General features: G+C 40.8%; 17 protein-coding genes and 1 riboswitch. Of the genes, 2 read left to right on the top strand and 15 right to left on the bottom strand.

Going from position 1 to position 16888, the window contains the following annotated elements:
• Positions 1-70 precede the first annotated feature (70 nt).
• Entirely contained in the window at positions 71-1441 is a 1371-nt protein-coding gene (locus ACVAMZ_RS00640; protein ID WP_461684732.1) for an MATE family efflux transporter, read from the bottom strand.
• 108 nt (positions 1442-1549) lie between these two features.
• On the opposite strand from ACVAMZ_RS00640, the gene ACVAMZ_RS00635 reads away from it, so the two are divergent.
• Positions 1550-2104, top strand: coding sequence for a GNAT family N-acetyltransferase (locus ACVAMZ_RS00635; RefSeq protein ID WP_006149229.1), 555 nt, complete (start codon positions 1550-1552; stop codon positions 2102-2104).
• A 44-nt stretch (positions 2105-2148) separates the two neighbouring features.
• Here ACVAMZ_RS00635 and recA read toward each other — a convergent pair whose 3' ends face one another.
• The 6 genes from recA to ACVAMZ_RS00605 form a co-directional block, all read right to left on the bottom strand.
• A complete protein-coding gene (recA, locus tag ACVAMZ_RS00630) occupies positions 2149-3297 on the bottom strand; it encodes a recombinase RecA (protein WP_006149228.1) in 1149 nt (382 codons plus the stop codon).
• 54 nt (positions 3298-3351) lie between these two features.
• Positions 3352-4608, bottom strand: a complete 1257-nt coding sequence (locus tag ACVAMZ_RS00625; protein WP_461684731.1) for a competence/damage-inducible protein A — start codon at positions 4606-4608, stop codon at positions 3352-3354.
• Positions 4609-4684: 76 nt separating this feature from the next.
• Positions 4685-5734, bottom strand: coding sequence for a glycopolymer--peptidoglycan transferase LytR (lytR, locus tag ACVAMZ_RS00620; protein ID WP_458634776.1), 1050 nt, complete (start codon positions 5732-5734; stop codon positions 4685-4687).
• A 4-nt stretch (positions 5735-5738) separates the two neighbouring features.
• Positions 5739-6260 (bottom strand): GNAT family N-acetyltransferase, encoded by a 522-nt coding sequence (locus tag ACVAMZ_RS00615; RefSeq protein WP_263394285.1) that lies wholly within the window; start codon positions 6258-6260, stop codon positions 5739-5741.
• The gene (gene tsaE / locus ACVAMZ_RS00610; protein WP_006152806.1) at positions 6250-6693 is read right to left on the bottom strand and encodes a tRNA (adenosine(37)-N6)-threonylcarbamoyltransferase complex ATPase subunit type 1 TsaE; all 444 of its coding nucleotides are present in this window, start codon (positions 6691-6693) and stop codon (positions 6250-6252) included. Before tsaE ends, ACVAMZ_RS00615 begins: the two co-directional genes overlap by 11 nt.
• A gap of 89 nt (positions 6694-6782) precedes the next feature.
• Entirely contained in the window at positions 6783-8204 is a 1422-nt protein-coding gene (locus ACVAMZ_RS00605) for an NCS2 family permease (RefSeq protein WP_461684730.1), read from the bottom strand.
• A gap of 196 nt (positions 8205-8400) precedes the next feature.
• On the opposite strand from ACVAMZ_RS00605, the gene ACVAMZ_RS00600 reads away from it, so the two are divergent.
• On the top strand, positions 8401-9213 hold the full coding sequence (locus ACVAMZ_RS00600; RefSeq protein ID WP_461684729.1) for a Cof-type HAD-IIB family hydrolase: 813 nt from the start codon (positions 8401-8403) through the stop codon (positions 9211-9213).
• A 134-nt stretch (positions 9214-9347) separates the two neighbouring features.
• On the opposite strand, the gene ACVAMZ_RS00595 is transcribed toward ACVAMZ_RS00600, so the two are convergent.
• From ACVAMZ_RS00595 to mgtA, 8 genes are all read right to left on the bottom strand, one after another.
• Positions 9348-9797, bottom strand: coding sequence for an SP_0198 family lipoprotein (locus tag ACVAMZ_RS00595; protein WP_461684728.1), 450 nt, complete (start codon positions 9795-9797; stop codon positions 9348-9350).
• Between the two features lie 86 nt (positions 9798-9883).
• The gene (locus ACVAMZ_RS00590) at positions 9884-11134 is read right to left on the bottom strand and encodes a bifunctional folylpolyglutamate synthase/dihydrofolate synthase (protein WP_461684727.1); all 1251 of its coding nucleotides are present in this window, start codon (positions 11132-11134) and stop codon (positions 9884-9886) included.
• A 358-nt stretch (positions 11135-11492) separates the two neighbouring features.
• Positions 11493-11798 carry a DUF1292 domain-containing protein gene (locus ACVAMZ_RS00585; protein WP_000017624.1) on the bottom strand — a complete coding sequence of 102 codons (306 nt, stop codon included), beginning with the start codon at positions 11796-11798 and terminating at the stop codon, positions 11493-11495.
• A 15-nt stretch (positions 11799-11813) separates the two neighbouring features.
• The gene (ruvX, locus tag ACVAMZ_RS00580; protein WP_414265535.1) at positions 11814-12233 is read right to left on the bottom strand and encodes a Holliday junction resolvase RuvX; all 420 of its coding nucleotides are present in this window, start codon (positions 12231-12233) and stop codon (positions 11814-11816) included.
• Between the two features lie 3 nt (positions 12234-12236).
• A complete protein-coding gene (locus ACVAMZ_RS00575; RefSeq protein WP_004250500.1) occupies positions 12237-12503 on the bottom strand; it encodes an IreB family regulatory phosphoprotein in 267 nt (88 codons plus the stop codon).
• Positions 12504-12600: 97 nt separating this feature from the next.
• The gene (locus tag ACVAMZ_RS00570; RefSeq protein ID WP_414265536.1) at positions 12601-13173 is read right to left on the bottom strand and encodes an SP0191 family lipoprotein; all 573 of its coding nucleotides are present in this window, start codon (positions 13171-13173) and stop codon (positions 12601-12603) included.
• Between the two features lie 60 nt (positions 13174-13233).
• Positions 13234-13632, bottom strand: coding sequence for a transcriptional regulator Spx (spx, locus tag ACVAMZ_RS00565; protein WP_000591164.1), 399 nt, complete (start codon positions 13630-13632; stop codon positions 13234-13236).
• A gap of 135 nt (positions 13633-13767) precedes the next feature.
• A complete protein-coding gene (gene mgtA / locus ACVAMZ_RS00560; RefSeq protein WP_461684726.1) occupies positions 13768-16428 on the bottom strand; it encodes a magnesium-translocating P-type ATPase in 2661 nt (886 codons plus the stop codon).
• Positions 16429-16726: 298 nt separating this feature from the next.
• A riboswitch (M-box (ykoK) riboswitch) is annotated at positions 16727-16880 on the bottom strand.
• Positions 16881-16888: the final 8 nt, after the last annotated feature.

Raw genomic sequence — 16888 nt, 5'->3', positions numbered from 1 at the left:
TCTTTCTTATTATAACACAAGTCTAGTCGATTTTCACTAGAGGAAATGGATTTTTCTTTTATAAATGAAGCTAGGATTGCCCGCTAACAGCCAAGATTTTCTTGCCTTCCTTTATCCAAGGATTCTGAGAAAGTGAGATATAAAGCTGTCCAGTCATCACAAGCCAAAGTAGTGGTTCACATAGGATAACGCCTGTATAACCCGCCCAAGGAATAATCCAAGCTACAAAAACAATTTTCCCGATAAACTCGATAAAACTAGATAGGAGGGGCAAGAGTTTTTGACCGAGTCCCTGCAAACTATTTCTATAAATCAATAAAAGACTCAAAAAGGGATAGAAAACAGAACTAATACGTAGGTACAAGGTCCCATTCTCAATCAAGTAACCATCTGTTGAACTCGCTAAGAAAGAAACTAGGCTAGGACTTGCAAAAAATAGGAACACACAAGCAAAGGTTGCCCAAGCCATACTCAAATAGCTCCCTACACGAAGACCTTGGACGATACGATCTGGACGTTTTGCCCCAAAGTTTTGAGAGATAAAAGTCGTCATAGAAGCCGAAATTGCCGTCATTGGCAATAGGGCAAAAGCCATGATTCTACGTGCTGCCGTTTGGGCACTGATAATAACTGCTCCAAAGCCATTAACAGAGGATTGCAAGATCACACTTCCGACAGAGACGATTGAACCCATCAGCCCCATGGCTAGCCCCTGCTCCAAGAGATCGACATAGAGAGCCTTATTCCATTTGAAGTGCTTCAAGCTTGGAAGAAGCTCCGGAACACTCTTTCGGATATAGAAATAACAGAGAATAGCTGACAAACCTTGCGAGATGATTGTTGCAAGACCTGCAGACTGAACCCCCAACTGCAGTTGTGTAATAAAATACAAATCTAGAATGACATTAACAATGGCTGAAAAGATAAGAAAGGCAAGCGCCGCAAGGCTATCTCCAATCGATCGTAGTAATCCTGCAAAGAGATTATAGGCAAAGCTAACTCCCACGCAGCTAACAATCATTGAGATGTATTCATAGGATTGGGGGAGGATTTCTGCAGGTGTTTCGAGATATTGTAAGAGCGGATAAAGACCGAAGAATCCCATCAGCATCACAAGACCACTCAGGATTGCACCTAAAATCCAAGTCGCTGCGACAGCCTCTTTAATCTTTGTAAAATTACGAGCGCCATAAAGCCGAGCAATAACAACTCCCATCCCATTTCCGACTCCGAGAGCAAATCCAATAATCAAATCAAAAATGGCTGTCGTAGCTCCGACTGCTGCCAAGGAATTTTGCCCTAAAAAACGCCCAACAATCAAAATATCAGCTGTATTGTAGAGTTGCTGAAAGATGTTGGACAATAGAATCGGTAATGCAAAACTAATCAGTGAAGGAAGAATGGGACCATGAATCAAGTCCACCGTTGATTTTTTATTCATAAGGCTATTATATCAGCTTTCAAGTTGAGGAACAAGGGAGTTCCCTTAAGAAAGCGTTGCCTATATGTAAACAATCTGGTATAATCGTGACAGAAAAGGAGGGTATGTATGAGCTTAACAAGTCAGTTAATTACAGATGTATTTCCAGATCTTGAGAAAGTGGAACAATTAAACAAGGAGGCCTTCCCTGAAGAAGAACGCGTCTCTTTGGAGGAATTTTTAAGTTACCAGGATAGAGATGACGCCCACTTTTTCGCCTTTTATAACGAAGAAGAATTTGTCGGCTTCGCTTTTGCCATTTCTAATCAAAAAGCTTTCTACATTAGCTTCTTTGCCATTATGCCCCATCTTCGCAGTCATGGCTACGGGAGAGAAATCATTGAAAAACTCATTGATTTTTACCAGCGTACCATGATTCTTGAAGTGGAGCGATTAGACGAAGACTGTGACAATCTCGAACAAAGAAAATCCCGCATGGACTTTTACTTACAAAATGGCTTTAAAACTGCCAACGCCTTCTTGGAATACGAGGGAATGAGTTTCGAAATTCTCTATCGTGGCGACCACTTTGATGAAGAGGCCTATCGGAACATCTTTCAAAAATTGCAAGAAGAGAACTACTTCGACTTTCGTATCGAATACCGACGCTTTAGTGACCACTAGTCATCATGAAACAAAAAGTAGCAGTTTTACTGCTACTTTTCTTTTTATTCTTCAATTTCGATTTCAAGAGCGTCGCCCAAATCAAGTGTTACTTCTTGGTTAGAATCTGCATCAGCTGCTGCACTTGCTTTAGAGCCTTCTTCCTCTTCAATTAAACCATATTGAACACGAACTTGGTGGTCAATTTCATCAAAGATTTCTGGGTGATCTGCCAAGTATTTCTTCGCATTCTCAGAACCTTGTCCGATTTTTTCACCCTTGTATGAGTACCAAGCACCTGCTTTTTGGATAATATCCAAATCACTAGCAATCTTCAAGAGTTCACCAGTTCTAGAAATCCCTTCACCATACATGATTTCAACAAGAGCTTCTTTGAACGGTGGAGCCACCTTGTTTTTCACAACTTTAATCTTCGTTTCTTTACCAACGTTCGTATCTTTTTGATCACCAGTTCCCTTGATTTGTGTACTTCCACGCACATCCAAACGGACTGAAGCATAGAATTTAAGGGCGCGTCCACCAGGAGTTGTTTCTGGATTTCCAAACATAACCCCTACTTTTTCACGCAACTGGTTGATGAAGATAGCAATTGTCTTTGTCTTGTTGATAGAAGCACCGAGTTTACGCATAGCTTGGCTCATCATACGAGCTTGAAGACCAACGTGGCTATCTCCGATATCTCCATCGATTTCCGCACGAGGTACAAGAGCTGCAACTGAGTCAATAACCACAAGGTCAACTGCACCTGAATCGATCAATTTTCCTGCAATTTCAAGACCTTGCTCACCTGAGTCTGGTTGTGACAAGAGCAATTCGTCAATATTCACTCCAAGAGCTGCTGCATAGGCTGGGTCAAGAGCGTGTTCCGCATCGATAAAGGCTGCAATTCCACCTTCTTTTTGTGCTTGCGCTACAGCATGAAGGGCAACTGTTGTCTTACCTGATGACTCTGGACCATAGATTTCGATGATACGCCCCTTTGGATAACCACCTGAACCGAGTGCAATATCAAGTGCCAAAGAGCCTGAACTCATCACTTGCACTTTTTGCTCTGCACGCTCACCCAAGCGCATGATTGAACCCTTACCGAAGTCTTTTTCAATCAATTTAAGAGCATCATTCAAAGCTTTTTCACGATCAGCTCCAAATTTTTTCCCAATTTCATCTAATTTTTTTGTTGGTTTTTTCGCCATTTTGTTCTCCTATATTTTAATGATTCTAAGAACCTTCTTCTATTATATCAAAAGTCAGTCACTTAATAAAGCTTTGCGAACCAAGTTAAAAGCATGCATGACTGCAATTTTACGAACATCTGCTCGACTTCTTCCAGCTATATTGACCTGAACAACTTCTGTGCCTGAGGCTTGAGACAAACCGATAAAAACTGTACCAGCAGGATGCCCTTCTAGACTATCCGGACCAGCCACTCCTGTCAAGCTAACTCCAAAGTCTGATTGAGTTTTAAGCCGTGATTGCTCTGCCATTTTTTCCGCCGTAAAGGCTGAAACAACTCCATGTTTTTCCAACTCTACTTGTGGAATATCTAACATCTTAGCCTTTTCTTCCAGACTATAAGTGACAAAACCACCTTTAAAGATAGCTGACACTCCCGAAAAGTCTGCCAAAGTTGCTTGAAAAAGCCCTGCTGTCAAACTTTCCGCAGCCGTTATGGTTTTATGCTGCTTTTTCAACTCCTCAACAACTACACTAGCTAGACTCGCTTCCTCACCATAACCATAGCAAATATCCTTTAAAGCAACCCCTTCAAATGTCTGGCGGGCAAGAATTTGAACCTCAAGACGATCCAAAGATTTTCTTGCTTCTTCTTGACTATTAGCCTTGGTAGACAAACGCAGAGTCACTTCTCCCGTTTTTGCATAAGGGGCCAAGGTTGGATCTGTTTGTTCTTCAATCAAATCCGACAGAATCGTTACTAGCTGGCTCTCGCCAATGCCAAAGAAACGAAGCACACGTGAGTACAACTTAGCTCCAGTTGTCAATCTTGGCAACAGTTCATTTAAAACCATGGGTTTCAGTTCACTTGGCGGACCTGGTAGGACGACATAGGTCACGCCAGCCACCTCAATCATGCCTCCGACTGCTAGTCCTGTTTCATTAGGTAGCGGGATTGAACCCTCAACGATTTGAGCTTGGCGTTCATTATTTGGAGTTCGGGCATAGTCCGGTCGATGAGCAAAAAAGTCATCTAGTTTAGCCTGCGCTTGAGCATCAAAAGTTAAATCACGCCCTAGAAATTGTGCCAAGGTTTGTTTGGTCAAGTCATCCTCTGTCGGTCCCAGTCCTCCTGTTAGGATAACCAGAGTGCTACGATTCTTAGCAATCTCCAACAAGGATAAGAGACGAGACTCATTATCTCCTACAGCCGTTTGGAAGTAAACATCAACACCGATTTCAGCCAACTTTTCAGACAAAAACTGAGCATTGGTATTGACGATTTGACCTGTTAGAATCTCTGTTCCAACAGCTATTATTTCCGCTTTCATTTTTTCCTCCTACCTATCTATTCGGATTTCTTTGAAAAAATCGCAGGAAAATTCCTACGATTTTAGTATGCATTTCTTATTGTTCTTGTTGGCCTTGTTGTTCTTGATCTGCAACAGAACCAGTTGTTTGTGGTAAACGCCCATAAATATTTTCATACAAGACTACATTTGTCTCCAATTCGGTCACTTCTGGCTTATCCAATGAACGGCGTAAGAGATTTTGCATCTCTAACATATGCTCAGATGTCACGATTTGGTAAGATGTCCCATCAATCATTGCATCCTCTCCGCGCAATTGCTGAGACTCAATATTCTTAAAGGAATCTTGGTAGCCCATCAACTGAGGAATCGTTGTTGTCGTAATCTCGATATTTGTCTGCATGTTATCACTAAGAGCCTTCAAAATTTCTTGATAGTGGCTGACACTATTCAAGCTAAGAATTTTTTCAACAATCTTTTGGATGACTTCGCGCTGACGTTTCTGACGACCGTAGTCTCCCTCTGGATCCTGATAGCGCATGCGTGAATACACTAGCGCCTCGTCACCATTTAGGGTTTGTTCCCCAACACCGATAGAAATCGTGTTAAATGGTTCCTGGTCTTGGATAGAGATTGGGAAACCTAGAGTGTTGTTTACTGTGATACCTCCGACAGCATCAACCATTCTTTGAAGACCGTGCATATTGACCATCACATAGCGGTCGATATGGATATTCATCATTTTTTGAATGGTCGAAATGGCAAGCTCTGCCCCACCATCAGCATAGGCAGCGTTGAGTTTAGCTTCTCTAACACTACCATCTGGTTGTTGGATTTGTGTCAGAATATCACGTTCCAAACTCATCATAACGACTTTCTTGGTTTTAGGATTCACTGTTACCAAGATCATTGAATCACTATTTCCTGCCCATGGGTCTGTACGTTCGACATTCCCCGTATCTACCCCCATCAATAGGATTGTCAATGGTTCAGTTGCCTCGATAACCTTGGTTTCTTCTCCGATTTGTTTATAAGTTTTGGCTAAAGTCTGTGTACTTTGTTGGTAGATAGTATAGGCATAAGCTCCCACACCAAGCACTGTCACAAGAACAAAGCCTAAAAACATTCCGATTATTTTTTTTACCATATATTTATTTGTCTATCAGTCGACCCATCAGGTAAACATCAAGAAACTCTCCTCCTTCTATACAAGCGCCTCGTTCCTGCTGGCCTTCAATGATGAAGCCCAGCTTTTTATATAGATGAACAGCTGCCAGATTTCGTTTTTGAACTGTCAATTGTAAACGTCGAATACTTCCGCTAGATTGGGCCCACTCAATAGCTTCTTCCATCAAGATACTACCGAGACCATTTCCCCAATAGGCTTTTTTGATACCCAAAAAGATATCCCCAATATGCCGAACTCGCGGACGTTGATCAGCCGTTATATTGATCACTCCTGCCAATTCTTCATTCAAATAAGCTAGTAAAGTAATCTGATTATCCGACTGGGCCTGCTTATCAATAAAACGCTGCATTTCGGATTCACTCATTGCAATTCCATTTTCATCCAGACTGGTAAAACTGGACTCTTGACCAATTTGATCTAAGAGAGCAATGACCGCTGAAGCATCCTGGGCTTCCGCTTCACGGATTAAAAGATCATACTCCATCCGTCAACCTCTGCAAGAGTTCTGCCGCTCGTTGACCGTGGGCATGAAAGACAACTTCACGGCCCTCACCATCTTTAAGAATTTCTAATTCCAGATAGTCGGCTGGAAGAGCCTCACCTAATAGGTGTCCCCACTCAATAACCGTCACACCTGAACCAAAAAGAAATTCATCAAGGTCGATTGAATCTGCATCTCCTTCGATGCGGTAAACATCCAAGTGATATAAGGGTAGGCGTCCTTCATATTCTCGAACAATGGTATAAGTAGGACTTTTGATCATTTGATGAATCCCTAGTCCTTTAGCTAGACCTTTTGTTAATGTGGTTTTTCCAGCACCTAATTCACCAGTCAAAATCAATACATCATTTTTCTCTAGCAGAGAGCCGAGCTCTTGTCCAAGAGCAATGAGTTCATCTTCATTTTTTGTGTGCATGCTACTATTATACCAAAAAGTTTTCTTTTGTGATATCTCCACTAATAAAAAAAGAGGAGTTTCCTCCTTCTTTTTTAAAGTTTTTATCCTTAGTTTAGAGCCATGCTAATGTAGTTCAAGATGAACAGAGCGTCTAAAATCCAAATCATGACATGTACTTCCTTGACTTGACCTTTAACAATCTTCGCTAATGTGTAAGTTAGGAAACCAACAGCAATCCCTTGTGTAATGGAGTAACTGAATCCCATAAAGATAGATGTGAAGAAGGCTGGAATAGCTTCTGACATATCATCCCAAGGAATGTTTTTCAAGTTAGAGAGCATCATAATTCCGACGATAATCAAAATTGGTGCTGTCGCAGCTGAAGGCACAATGGCAAGAAGTGGGCTAAAGAAGCTTGATAGAGCAAAACAGATAGCAACAACTAAGGCTGTCAATCCAGTACGTCCACCAGCACCGATCCCTGCTGCTGACTCGATATAAGTTGTAACGTTTGAAGTACCTGCAATGGCACCAACTGATGTCGCCACCAAGTCAGAGTAAAGAGCTTTATCCAATTTAGCTGACTCATGGTTTTCACCACTTGTCGCAACGATACCAACTTTTTCACCAGTACCAATAAGAGTACCGATAGTATCAAAAATATCTGTCAATGAGAAGGCAAGAATAGCCATCAAAGTTTCTGGCAAACGAGAAGTATTTGAAATCAAAGATCCTAAACCTTCTGAACCAAGAGCAGCACCAAACAAAGTACCTAAGTCGTTAACTGCTGCTGAAAGATTGTTGCTAGCAAAATCGATTCCTGACAAATTAACAAGACCAACCGCAATCGCAAGAACTGTAGTTGTCAAAATAGAAAGAATGATCCCACCTTTAATACCTTTGACAACGAAGAAGATTGTAATTGCAAGACCTGCAATAGCTACCAATACTGCTGGAGTATTGAAATCTACCAATCCTGGAACAGCTGCTGCATTTGCAGTAATCGCTGCTTGAGCCTTATCTGCTCCTTCACCTGCTACTGTATAAGTACCTGGGTCAATTGAGAATTTCAAGAGGCCAGCATTCTTAATACCAACATAGGCAAGGAAAACACCAATACCAGCTGAAATTGCTGAACGAAGAGTTGCAGGAATAGACTCAATGATCATTTTACGAACATTGGTTAATGTGATAATCAGAGAAATGATCCCACAGATGAAGACCATACCAAGAGCTTCTTTCCAAGTATAGCCCATTCCGAATACAACCGTAAATGTAAAGAAAGCATTAAGTCCCATACCTGGAGCTTGTGCGTACGGCAAGTTAGCATAGAAAGCCATCATCAAAGTTCCTACTACAGAACCGATGATTGTTGCCAAGAATACACCCTGAACAGGCATTCCTGTTTGCGAAAGCATTTGAGGGTTTACAAAGAGAATATAACTCATTGCAAAGAAAGTTGTTAAACCAGCAAGCACCTCTGTACGGACATCTGTCCCGTGCTCTTTTAGTTTAAATAATTTGTCCATTTTTAATCTCCTTTGTCATTTTACGAACAATATGACTATTATATCATCAATCATTCACATTTTCAAGCTATTTTTCCTATTTTTAAAAATTCTTAGAGGATATAATTCTTCTTATTTTTGCTTATAGTCAGCTTTTCTTTCAGCTTTTTGATATAATAGGAAACGTCTTATCTGAAACTAAATTCGGGAGGATTTTATGACTAAAAAAATGATTGCCGTGGACTTAGACGGTACCTTACTTAATGGAGAAAGCAAACTCTCTGACTTTACAAAAGAAACCATTAAAAAAATTTCTAAGAAAGGCCACCATGTGGTTATCGCAACCGGTCGCCCATATCGTATGGCCAAAGATTTTTATGACCAACTTGAACTTGAGACTCCTATGATTAACTTCAACGGTTCGCTCACTCACCTACCTGGTAGGGCTTGGAAATATGAAAAATGCCTTACTGTGGACAAAAAATATCTCTTGGATATCGTAAAACGAAAAGAGGATATCGAGGCAGACTTTATCGCAGGTGAATACCGTAAAAATTTTTACATTACGGCTCCAGACAAGGAGATTGCCGACCCTAGGTTATTTGGTGTTGAAAACTTCAGACCTGAAAATCAATTTAATCCTGAGCTTGTCACCAAGGACCCTAACTGCATTTTATTTCAGACTCGCGCAAGTGACAAATATGCTCTCGCAGAAGAAATGAACAGTTTTTACAAGCATCAACTCAACATTAATACTTGGGGTGGTCCTTTAAACATCCTCGAATGCGCACCCAAAGGTGTTCACAAAGCCTTTGCTCTTGAATACCTCCTCAATGTCATGAATATAGACAGACAAAACCTGATTGCCTTTGGTGACGAACACAATGACCAAGAAATGCTCTCCTTTGCAGGTAGAGGATATGCCATGAAAAATGCTAATCCCGCTCTACTTTCTTTCGCAGACGAGCAATTATCACTAACCAACGAAGAAGACGGAGTCGCTCACTTTTTACAAGAGCAGTTCCTTTAATAAAAACTATCCCTCCATACTTTTTTGGTAGAAAATAGCTACCTTAATCGTATGGATTTTTTATGCCAAAAATCGATTAAAGAAAAAAGGACCCGAATCCGTGTTAACGAGATTCAAATCCTTACAAAAGATGTCTATTTTTTTAGAACGATACGATCAGAAATTTCGCGATCCATATCATCAATGATCATTTGATTGCCATCAGCTACATAAACTTTGATATCATCTCCAATAAAGACCCTCTGACTCTCTGGTTCGAAGGTGACCTTTTTTATTTCCTGATCGCCATCAGGTTCTACTTCTGTCCATGTTCCAGTATTATCAGTAACAACGAGAGTAATGCTATCTCCCTCATCTTGCCCTTTATAGGTCCCATCAATGTTCGTTACTGAGCTAGCAGTCGAACTAGAAACAGTCGTTTCTGCTTGCTGGCTAGTCCTTACTTCCGTACTAGTACTAGTACTAGTGCTAGTGTTAGTGCTAGCTTGAGTTGAAGGAGTTGCCTGCTCTTTTGGCGAACATGCAACTAAGAGACTAAGACTTGCCAAAGAAGCAAGAGAAAGTGTGAATTTTTTGAGTGACATCATGTCTCCTTTCTTTTAGTGGCTTAAAATCAGAATAACCCTGCTGAGCCACCACACCTTTACTATAACAAATAAAGACAGGAGGGTCAATCAAATGATTCTGAGCCCGTGAAACAAGCGCGAACCTCTGATATAAAATAGAGAGAACCTGTCACAAATAGCAAGTCTTGCTCCCCTGCAGAACTCTCAAAATTATCTATAAAATCTCGATAAGAAGCAATGCTTGTATAATCTCCAAAATCTTGCTCTTCCAAGGAACCCTGATAGTCAAAACTCGTAACATAGAGAGCTACATCCGGTAAATGCTCTGTTAAATAAGTAAGCATTCCACTATAATCTTTCCTCTTTAGGGCACCAAATAGAATTTGAGGCTGATACCCTTGCTGGATTTTTTCTTGGATAAACTCAACCAAACGCTCTAGAGCTGGTAAATTGTGAGCCCCATCTAGATAAATGTGCTCAGTGATAGCTTCTAGTCTTCCTGCCCATCTGGTAGCTCGCAAGGCAGTACGTACTGCTTCTTGGTCTACTTTCTCGTCTCTTTGTGCCATAAATAGTAGAAAAGCCTGCAAGGCAAGAGCTGCATTTTCCTCCTGATAGACTCCCTCCAGTCCCAATATTAGGTGGTTAAAGTCAGCTAGAGAAGAAGAAAAGTTTCCATTTAGGAAAGAAAAATCTTTATTAGCTTGGTAGAGACTTACACCCAAATTAGTAGCAGTTTTTTGACAAACGAGTTGGGCTTCCGGTGCTAAATTTGCAATCACAGCTGATTTCCCAGGCTTAAAAATTCCTGCTTTCTGCTCTGCAATTGCTGTTAAACTATCGCCCAAGGTCTCCTGGTGATCGAGGCCGATTGATGTGATGATTGCAATTTCTCCTGTCACCACATTAGTGGTATCAAGAAGTCCACCTATCCCAACTTCCAGTAGGACCAAATCTACTTTTTGCTCTTTAAAATAAAGCAAAGCAATCAAGGTCAGCAACTCAAAAAAAGATAGCTGATCGTGGGTTTCTAAAAGTCTTTGCTCCATTACTTTGATTTGATCTGCTAAACGAATAAAATCTGTGTCCGATATAGGCTCACCATTAATACAGATACGATCATGGATGCTGACAATGTGGGGCGAAGTAAAGGTTCCAACCTTCTTGCCATGGGAAATAAAAAGTTCCCTCATAAAGGCAATCGTTGAACCCTTGCCATTTGTCCCTGTCACATGGATAATTGGATAGGTTTGCTCAGGATTCCCCAGCAAATCTACCGCCCTTTGCATCCGTCCCAATCCTGATCTAAAATTCAAGCCAATCCGACTATTAAGCCATTTTTCTACTTCAATCATGCTTATCTCCTTAACAAAAAAGCGAAGATTCTCTTCGCTTTTTACTCATTTTGCTAGATACTAGCTAAATTTTATTTTTAGCGTCAGGCTAAAAACGTCCACTGGACGTTCCAACTCTCTCCAGTTTCTGGGAGTTGGGCTGATACAGTCCCCCAGACTACCTGCGTTTCTATTTTCTAGCGCAGGGCTAAAAACATCCCCCGGACGTTCCTGCGTTTCTAATTTCTGGCGCAGGGCTAAAAACGTTCCCCGAACTTACCAGTTCTCTCTTATTTCGAGGAACTGGGCTGATACAGTCTACCAGACTACCTGCGTTTCTATTTTCTAGCGCAGGGCTAAAAACGTTCCCCGAACGTTTTTACTCCTCCATAAAGCTGTTGAAGACTTCTTCAATCATGTTCCATTCATCTTCTGAATCTTCAGGGATTGGTTGCAATTCACCTTCAGTTCCATCTTCATTTTCGATGAATGAGTATGCTTGGATTTCAACTTCACCGTTTTCATCTTCTTCTGCATTAACTGGTACAAGAAGAACATAGTTTTTACCAAATTCTTCTTTTCCGTCGATAGTCAAAAGGATTTCAAATAAAGTTTCGTTTCCTTGCTCATCTACAAGTGTAATAAGTTCACGTTCTTCGTGATCGTGGTTGTGATCGTGTGACATAGTTTCTCCTCTGTCTTAAAATTTTCTATCTAAATAATTTTGCAAAATCAACTGAGCTGCCAATTTATCAATAACTTTTTTACGCTTATTGCGACTAATGTCTGCTTGCTCAATCAACATGCGCTCAGCAGCAACCGTGGTTAGGCGCTCATCCTGGTACTCCACTGGCAAACTAAAGAGTTCTTCCAGTTTTGCTCCATAGGCTTGACTCGCTTCCACCCGAGGTCCACTGGTATTGTTCATATTTTTAGGTAAACCAACAACAAAGCGCTCCACCTTATAGGTGTCAACCAATTCCTTGAGTCGTTCAAAGCCGAACTCTCCTTGATCTTCATTGATTTGGATGATTTCAAGCCCTTGTGCTGTAAACCCTAACGGATCGCTAATCGCTACTCCTACTGTTTTGGAACCAACGTCCAACCCCATAATTCTCATTGGTTATAGATCGACTCCTTGTCCCTTAAGGTAGTAGCGGACCAATTCTTCAACAATCTCATCGCGTTCGTATTTACGGATTTGATTTCTTGCGTTATTGTAACGAGGAACGTAAGCTGGGTCTCCACTGAGAACATAGCCCACAATCTGATTAATAGGGTTATACCCCTTCTCATTCAATGAAGCATAGACTTCTGTCAATGTTTCACTAATTTCTTTTTTATTGGAATCATCCAATTTAAAACGTACGGTTTCTTCAGTAAATCCCATTCTAACACCCTCTTTCCTTAGAATAGTACTATTATAGCACATTCACAGCCATTCTACAAATGACACAGCCTGATTTTGCTGATTTTCTGTGACTTCCTTACTGGACAGTCGCGCCACTTGCAACTCGATTTTCAATATATTCTTCTGGTTCGTTTTTTAGTAGATTTTCCAATCCCACATTTTTTAAATATTCGCTTTCACTTGCCTTTTTAACGTCTAGAACTTGAAAATCATAACTTGTTTTTGTTTCAATCTCGGTTTCACTTAAAAGATTGGTTTCAAGGTTAAATCCAGGAATTTTCCGTGCTTCTTGGACCGATTCATCCTTGTCTTCTCCTTCTTTCAAGGCCTTTTTTGCTTCCTCTAATCCATGTTCTGCAATAAAGCTTTTGAGGTCTTCTGAAACTTGTCGTTTTTGCTGAATCGTTAAGGTCAAGAACTGTTTGCCCTTATAGGTAATGGTCTGGGTTTGTTGAACCCCATTTTCGTCAGCAGGTAGAACAAGTGTCTTGGTTACAACTGTATTGTTATTGGCATTTTCTAGAACAGGCAAAGTTGATTGAAGAGCTTCTGTCGTTGTATCTTTAGAAGGTTCCGCAGACTCTTTTTTCTGTCCACAGCCAGCTAGTAAAAATAGGAGCGCAACTGTACCGATAACTATCTTCTTCATATTTATTTTTCCTTATTTATCTATCAAATAAGGCTAGGAGTCACTCCCAGCCTTTATGTTTTATAGTGCTGCACGTAAACGTGCTTCTGCATTTTCTACATTGCGGACAGAGCGTGGCAAGAAGGCACGAATGTCATCTTCTTTATAGCCAACTTGTAAACGTTTCTCGTCAACAAGAATTGGACTTTTTAGGATGCGTGGTGTTTCCATGATTAAATTAAGCACTTCATTGACACTCAAATCTTCGATATCAACTCCGAGAGCTTTAGCGTAGCGATTCTTTGATGATACAATGCTCGCAATTCCATTGTCTGTTTTTGTTAGAATATCTAATAATTCTTCTCTAGAAATCCCCTCTTTACCGAGGTTTTGTTCTTTATAACTTAACTGGTGGGCATTGAGCCAGGTCTTAGCTTTTTTACAGCTAGTACAACTTGAGACTGTATAAATTTTGATCATGTACCTACCCCTTTCGCTACATGTTACTATCAGTTTATTCTATTATACCATAAAAAACATCCGACTTGCGACCTATTTTTAAAAAAATTTAACTTTTTCTCCAGTTTTCTATCTTTTTTCTTGACAAAAACCGAACTATAACCATTCTTTGTACTTCCTAATGTAAAATTTCTTAATAACTGTGACGCTAAACATGTACAAGAAAATAATACAGGTTAGGAACAAGAAATAAGGAAGTCCTAATGGAGCTAAACGAAGAATATTTACTAGCGGTCCATAAGGCAGACTAGTTACGAAAATTGCGGCAACCAAGGTTGTCAAGATTACAAGCCAAGCTGGTCTGCTTTGTACAAAAGGAACTTTTGCCGTACGAAGCATATGGATAACCATGGTTTGAGACCACATAGATTCAATGAACCATCCTGTTTGGAATAAGATAATAAACTGAAGGGCAGATTCTGACCCATGAACATAATGGTGGCCTGTCACCAAAGGAACAATAATAAAGTAGAGGAAAATAAAGGTCAAAATATCAAAGACAGATGAGATTGGGCCCATCCAAACCATAAATCTAGTAATAGATTTTGCTTCCCATGTATGGGGTTGTTTAAGGAAGTCTTGATCCACATTATCAAATGGCAATGCCACACAAGACAAATCATAGACAAGGTTTAGGACAATAAGATGAACAGGAGCCATTGGTAAAAATGGTAAGAAGATACTCGCAACAAGGAGTGAGAAGATATTCCCAAAGTTTGAACTAACGGTCATATTGATGTACTTGGTCATGTTGGCGTAGACCTTGCGGCCCTCAACGATACCAGTTTCAAGGACCATGAGATCCTTGTCTAGCAAAATAACATCCGCAGTTTCCTTGGCGATATCAACTGCTGTATCTACAGAAATTCCAACATCAGCCACCTTCATAGACGGGGCATCATTAATACCGTCACCCATATAACCAACGACATGACCATTTTTCTTCAATTGTAGAATAATTCGAGCTTTTTGGTCAGGAGACAATTTGGCAAAGACTGTTACACTTTCAACCGCTTCTTCCAATTCTTGGTCTGTCATTTGGTCGATATCCGCTCCCAAAAGCATCCGCTCAACATCCAAACCAACCTTTTCACAGATGGCTTGGGTTACTTTTTCATTATCCCCAGTTAAAATCTTTGTTCTAACACCATGCTCAAGCAAAGCTTGGATAGCGGGTGCTGCAGATGGTTTTGGTGGATCCAAGAAGGCAAGGTAACCTGTAAGGATCATGTCACTTTCATCAGTCACAGCATAGGCATAGTCTTCACGTAGATCCGACTTGTAACCAACACCTAAGACACGCAACCCTTGACGGTTTAATTGACCAACTTCTGCCAGTACTTCTTGGCGAATACCTTCCGTAATAGGGATTATTTCTCCACGATATTCCACATGTGTCGAAATGGTCAACATTTCTTCTAAAGCGCCTTTGGTCACCATACTAACAACATTGCTATCATCTTTGACGATAACACTCATGCGTCTACGTTCAAAATCAAATGGTAGTTCGTCGATTTTTTGGAAGCTGGTGTCTAGATTTTGTAGGATAACATGTTCCTTGGATTCTTTTTCAGTTCTACTGATGATGGCACGGTCCATCAAGTTTTTCAAACCTGTTTGAAAATGTGAGTTTAGATAAGCCCTTCTTAAAACCGCCATATCCAAATCACCATGGATATCCAAAGGGTATTCTAAGACAATCTCATCTTGCGTTAGAGTTCCAGTTTTATCCGTACATAGGATATCGATTGCTCCTAAGTCCTGAATAGCATTGAGTTTTTTGATGACTACCTTTTCCTTGGCCATGATAATGGAACCTTTTGCTAAGCTGGCTGTAATAATCATTGGCAGCATTTCTGGTGTCAGTCCGACACCCACGCTCAAGGCAAATACTCCAGCCTCTAACCAGTCTCCGTCGGTCAATCCATTTGCGAAAAACACAATTGGAACCATGACAAGCATCAAGCGGATCAAGAGCCAGGAAATGCTGTTCATTTCACGTTCAAAAGAAGTTGGCTCATCATAGGTGTTGAGAGTTTGTTCGATGGCTCCCATCATGGTGTCATCACCAACCGCTAGAACCATAGCCGTAGCACTTCCTGAGATAACGTTTGTCCCCATGAAGGCCAAAGATTCTGCTTCTAAGAGGCTATCTACATTTTGACCAGTGGCTTTATTTAAAGCTAGCTTTTCAACTGCATCACTTTCTCCAGTCAAACCTGACTGTTGAACGAAAAAGTCGCGGGATTCGAATAAGATAACATCTGCCGGAATCATGTCTCCAGCGCTCAATTTCACGAGGTCTCCCACAACCAACTCATCGATTGGCAACTCTTGTTCAAGACCATCGCGAATAACAGTTGCAGTGTTGACAATCATTTTTGAAAGATTGGTTGTCGCCTTGTCGCTCCGCAACTCTTGGACAAAACGGATGCCTCCTGAAATCAAAATCAAGACAACGATAATAATAGAGGTCGTAGGGTCCTCTTGGCCAGGTTTGGCAAGCCAAACGTTTGTAACGAGAGAAATAAAGGCAATCACAAGCAAAATGATTGTGAAAGGATTGATAATGGACTCATAAATCTTTTTAAAAATGGAATCCTCTTGACCCTTGGTAATGGTGTTTTCACCATATAAGTCACGGTTTTCTTCGACTTGTTCTTGGTCTAAGCCTTTTAGACTTGTATGGTAAAAAGCTAGACTATCTTTAAATGGAGTTTGAATAGCTGCTGCTAGTCTTTCTTTGGTAGTTTTCATTGGTTTCTCCTATCTGTATGAATGGTGATTTCATACTCAATGAAAATCAAAGAGCAAACTAGGAAACTAGCCACAGGCTGTACTTGAGTACGGCAAGGCGACGTTGACGTGGTTTGAATTTGATTTTCGAAGAGTATCATACACAGAGACCAATCACTTTATAGGGACAGAACGACACAAATCAGCGATTGGCTGTGTATGTGCGGTTCTGGATGATCGTCAATTTGCATCGTTTGTCTCCTTTCTTTGTTTTAAAACAGCAGAAAATCCTGCCATAAAATGGCAGGACTAAAAAACTTATGATCTGTTTTCGTTCAAGCTTTAACTCCATAGGGCGATGTAATGAGCTTAGTCTTGACCTTCGCGACCAGGACTGTTGACCAACGAGTAGTGTCTCCACTGCTTTGCGGTAGTCATCCGTATCCCTATGGTAGCCTCACCTACCGTTTTCGCCTTTCAG

The organism is Streptococcus sp. KHUD_017 (assembly GCF_054861245.1).
The sequence above is the reverse complement of the archived record's forward strand: the minus strand, read 5'-3'. Positions and strand labels throughout refer to the sequence as shown.

Coding starts and splice junctions, on each gene's coding strand:
- ruvX (WP_414265535.1), bottom strand. CDS start 12,233: ATGAGAATTATGGGGTTGGACGTTGGTTCCAAAACAGTAGGAGTAGCG.
- recA (WP_006149228.1), bottom strand. CDS start 3,297: ATGGCGAAAAAACCAACAAAAAAATTAGATGAAATTGGGAAAAAATTT.
- ACVAMZ_RS00635 (WP_006149229.1), top strand. CDS start 1,550: ATGAGCTTAACAAGTCAGTTAATTACAGATGTATTTCCAGATCTTGAG.
- ACVAMZ_RS00575 (WP_004250500.1), bottom strand. CDS start 12,503: ATGGGATTTACTGAAGAAACCGTACGTTTTAAATTGGATGATTCCAAT.
- ACVAMZ_RS00570 (WP_414265536.1), bottom strand. CDS start 13,173: ATGAAGAAGATAGTTATCGGTACAGTTGCGCTCCTATTTTTACTAGCT.
- ACVAMZ_RS00625 (WP_461684731.1), bottom strand. CDS start 4,608: ATGAAAGCGGAAATAATAGCTGTTGGAACAGAGATTCTAACAGGTCAA.
- ACVAMZ_RS00600 (WP_461684729.1), top strand. CDS start 8,401: ATGACTAAAAAAATGATTGCCGTGGACTTAGACGGTACCTTACTTAAT.
- ACVAMZ_RS00615 (WP_263394285.1), bottom strand. CDS start 6,260: ATGGAGTATGATCTTTTAATCCGTGAAGCGGAAGCCCAGGATGCTTCA.
- tsaE (WP_006152806.1), bottom strand. CDS start 6,693: ATGCACACAAAAAATGAAGATGAACTCATTGCTCTTGGACAAGAGCTC.
- spx (WP_000591164.1), bottom strand. CDS start 13,632: ATGATCAAAATTTATACAGTCTCAAGTTGTACTAGCTGTAAAAAAGCT.
- ACVAMZ_RS00595 (WP_461684728.1), bottom strand. CDS start 9,797: ATGTCACTCAAAAAATTCACACTTTCTCTTGCTTCTTTGGCAAGTCTT.
- ACVAMZ_RS00605 (WP_461684730.1), bottom strand. CDS start 8,204: ATGGACAAATTATTTAAACTAAAAGAGCACGGGACAGATGTCCGTACA.
- lytR (WP_458634776.1), bottom strand. CDS start 5,734: ATGGTAAAAAAAATAATCGGAATGTTTTTAGGCTTTGTTCTTGTGACA.
- mgtA (WP_461684726.1), bottom strand. CDS start 16,428: ATGAAAACTACCAAAGAAAGACTAGCAGCAGCTATTCAAACTCCATTT.
- ACVAMZ_RS00585 (WP_000017624.1), bottom strand. CDS start 11,798: ATGTCACACGATCACAACCACGATCACGAAGAACGTGAACTTATTACA.
- ACVAMZ_RS00640 (WP_461684732.1), bottom strand. CDS start 1,441: ATGAATAAAAAATCAACGGTGGACTTGATTCATGGTCCCATTCTTCCT.
- ACVAMZ_RS00590 (WP_461684727.1), bottom strand. CDS start 11,134: ATGATTGAAGTAGAAAAATGGCTTAATAGTCGGATTGGCTTGAATTTT.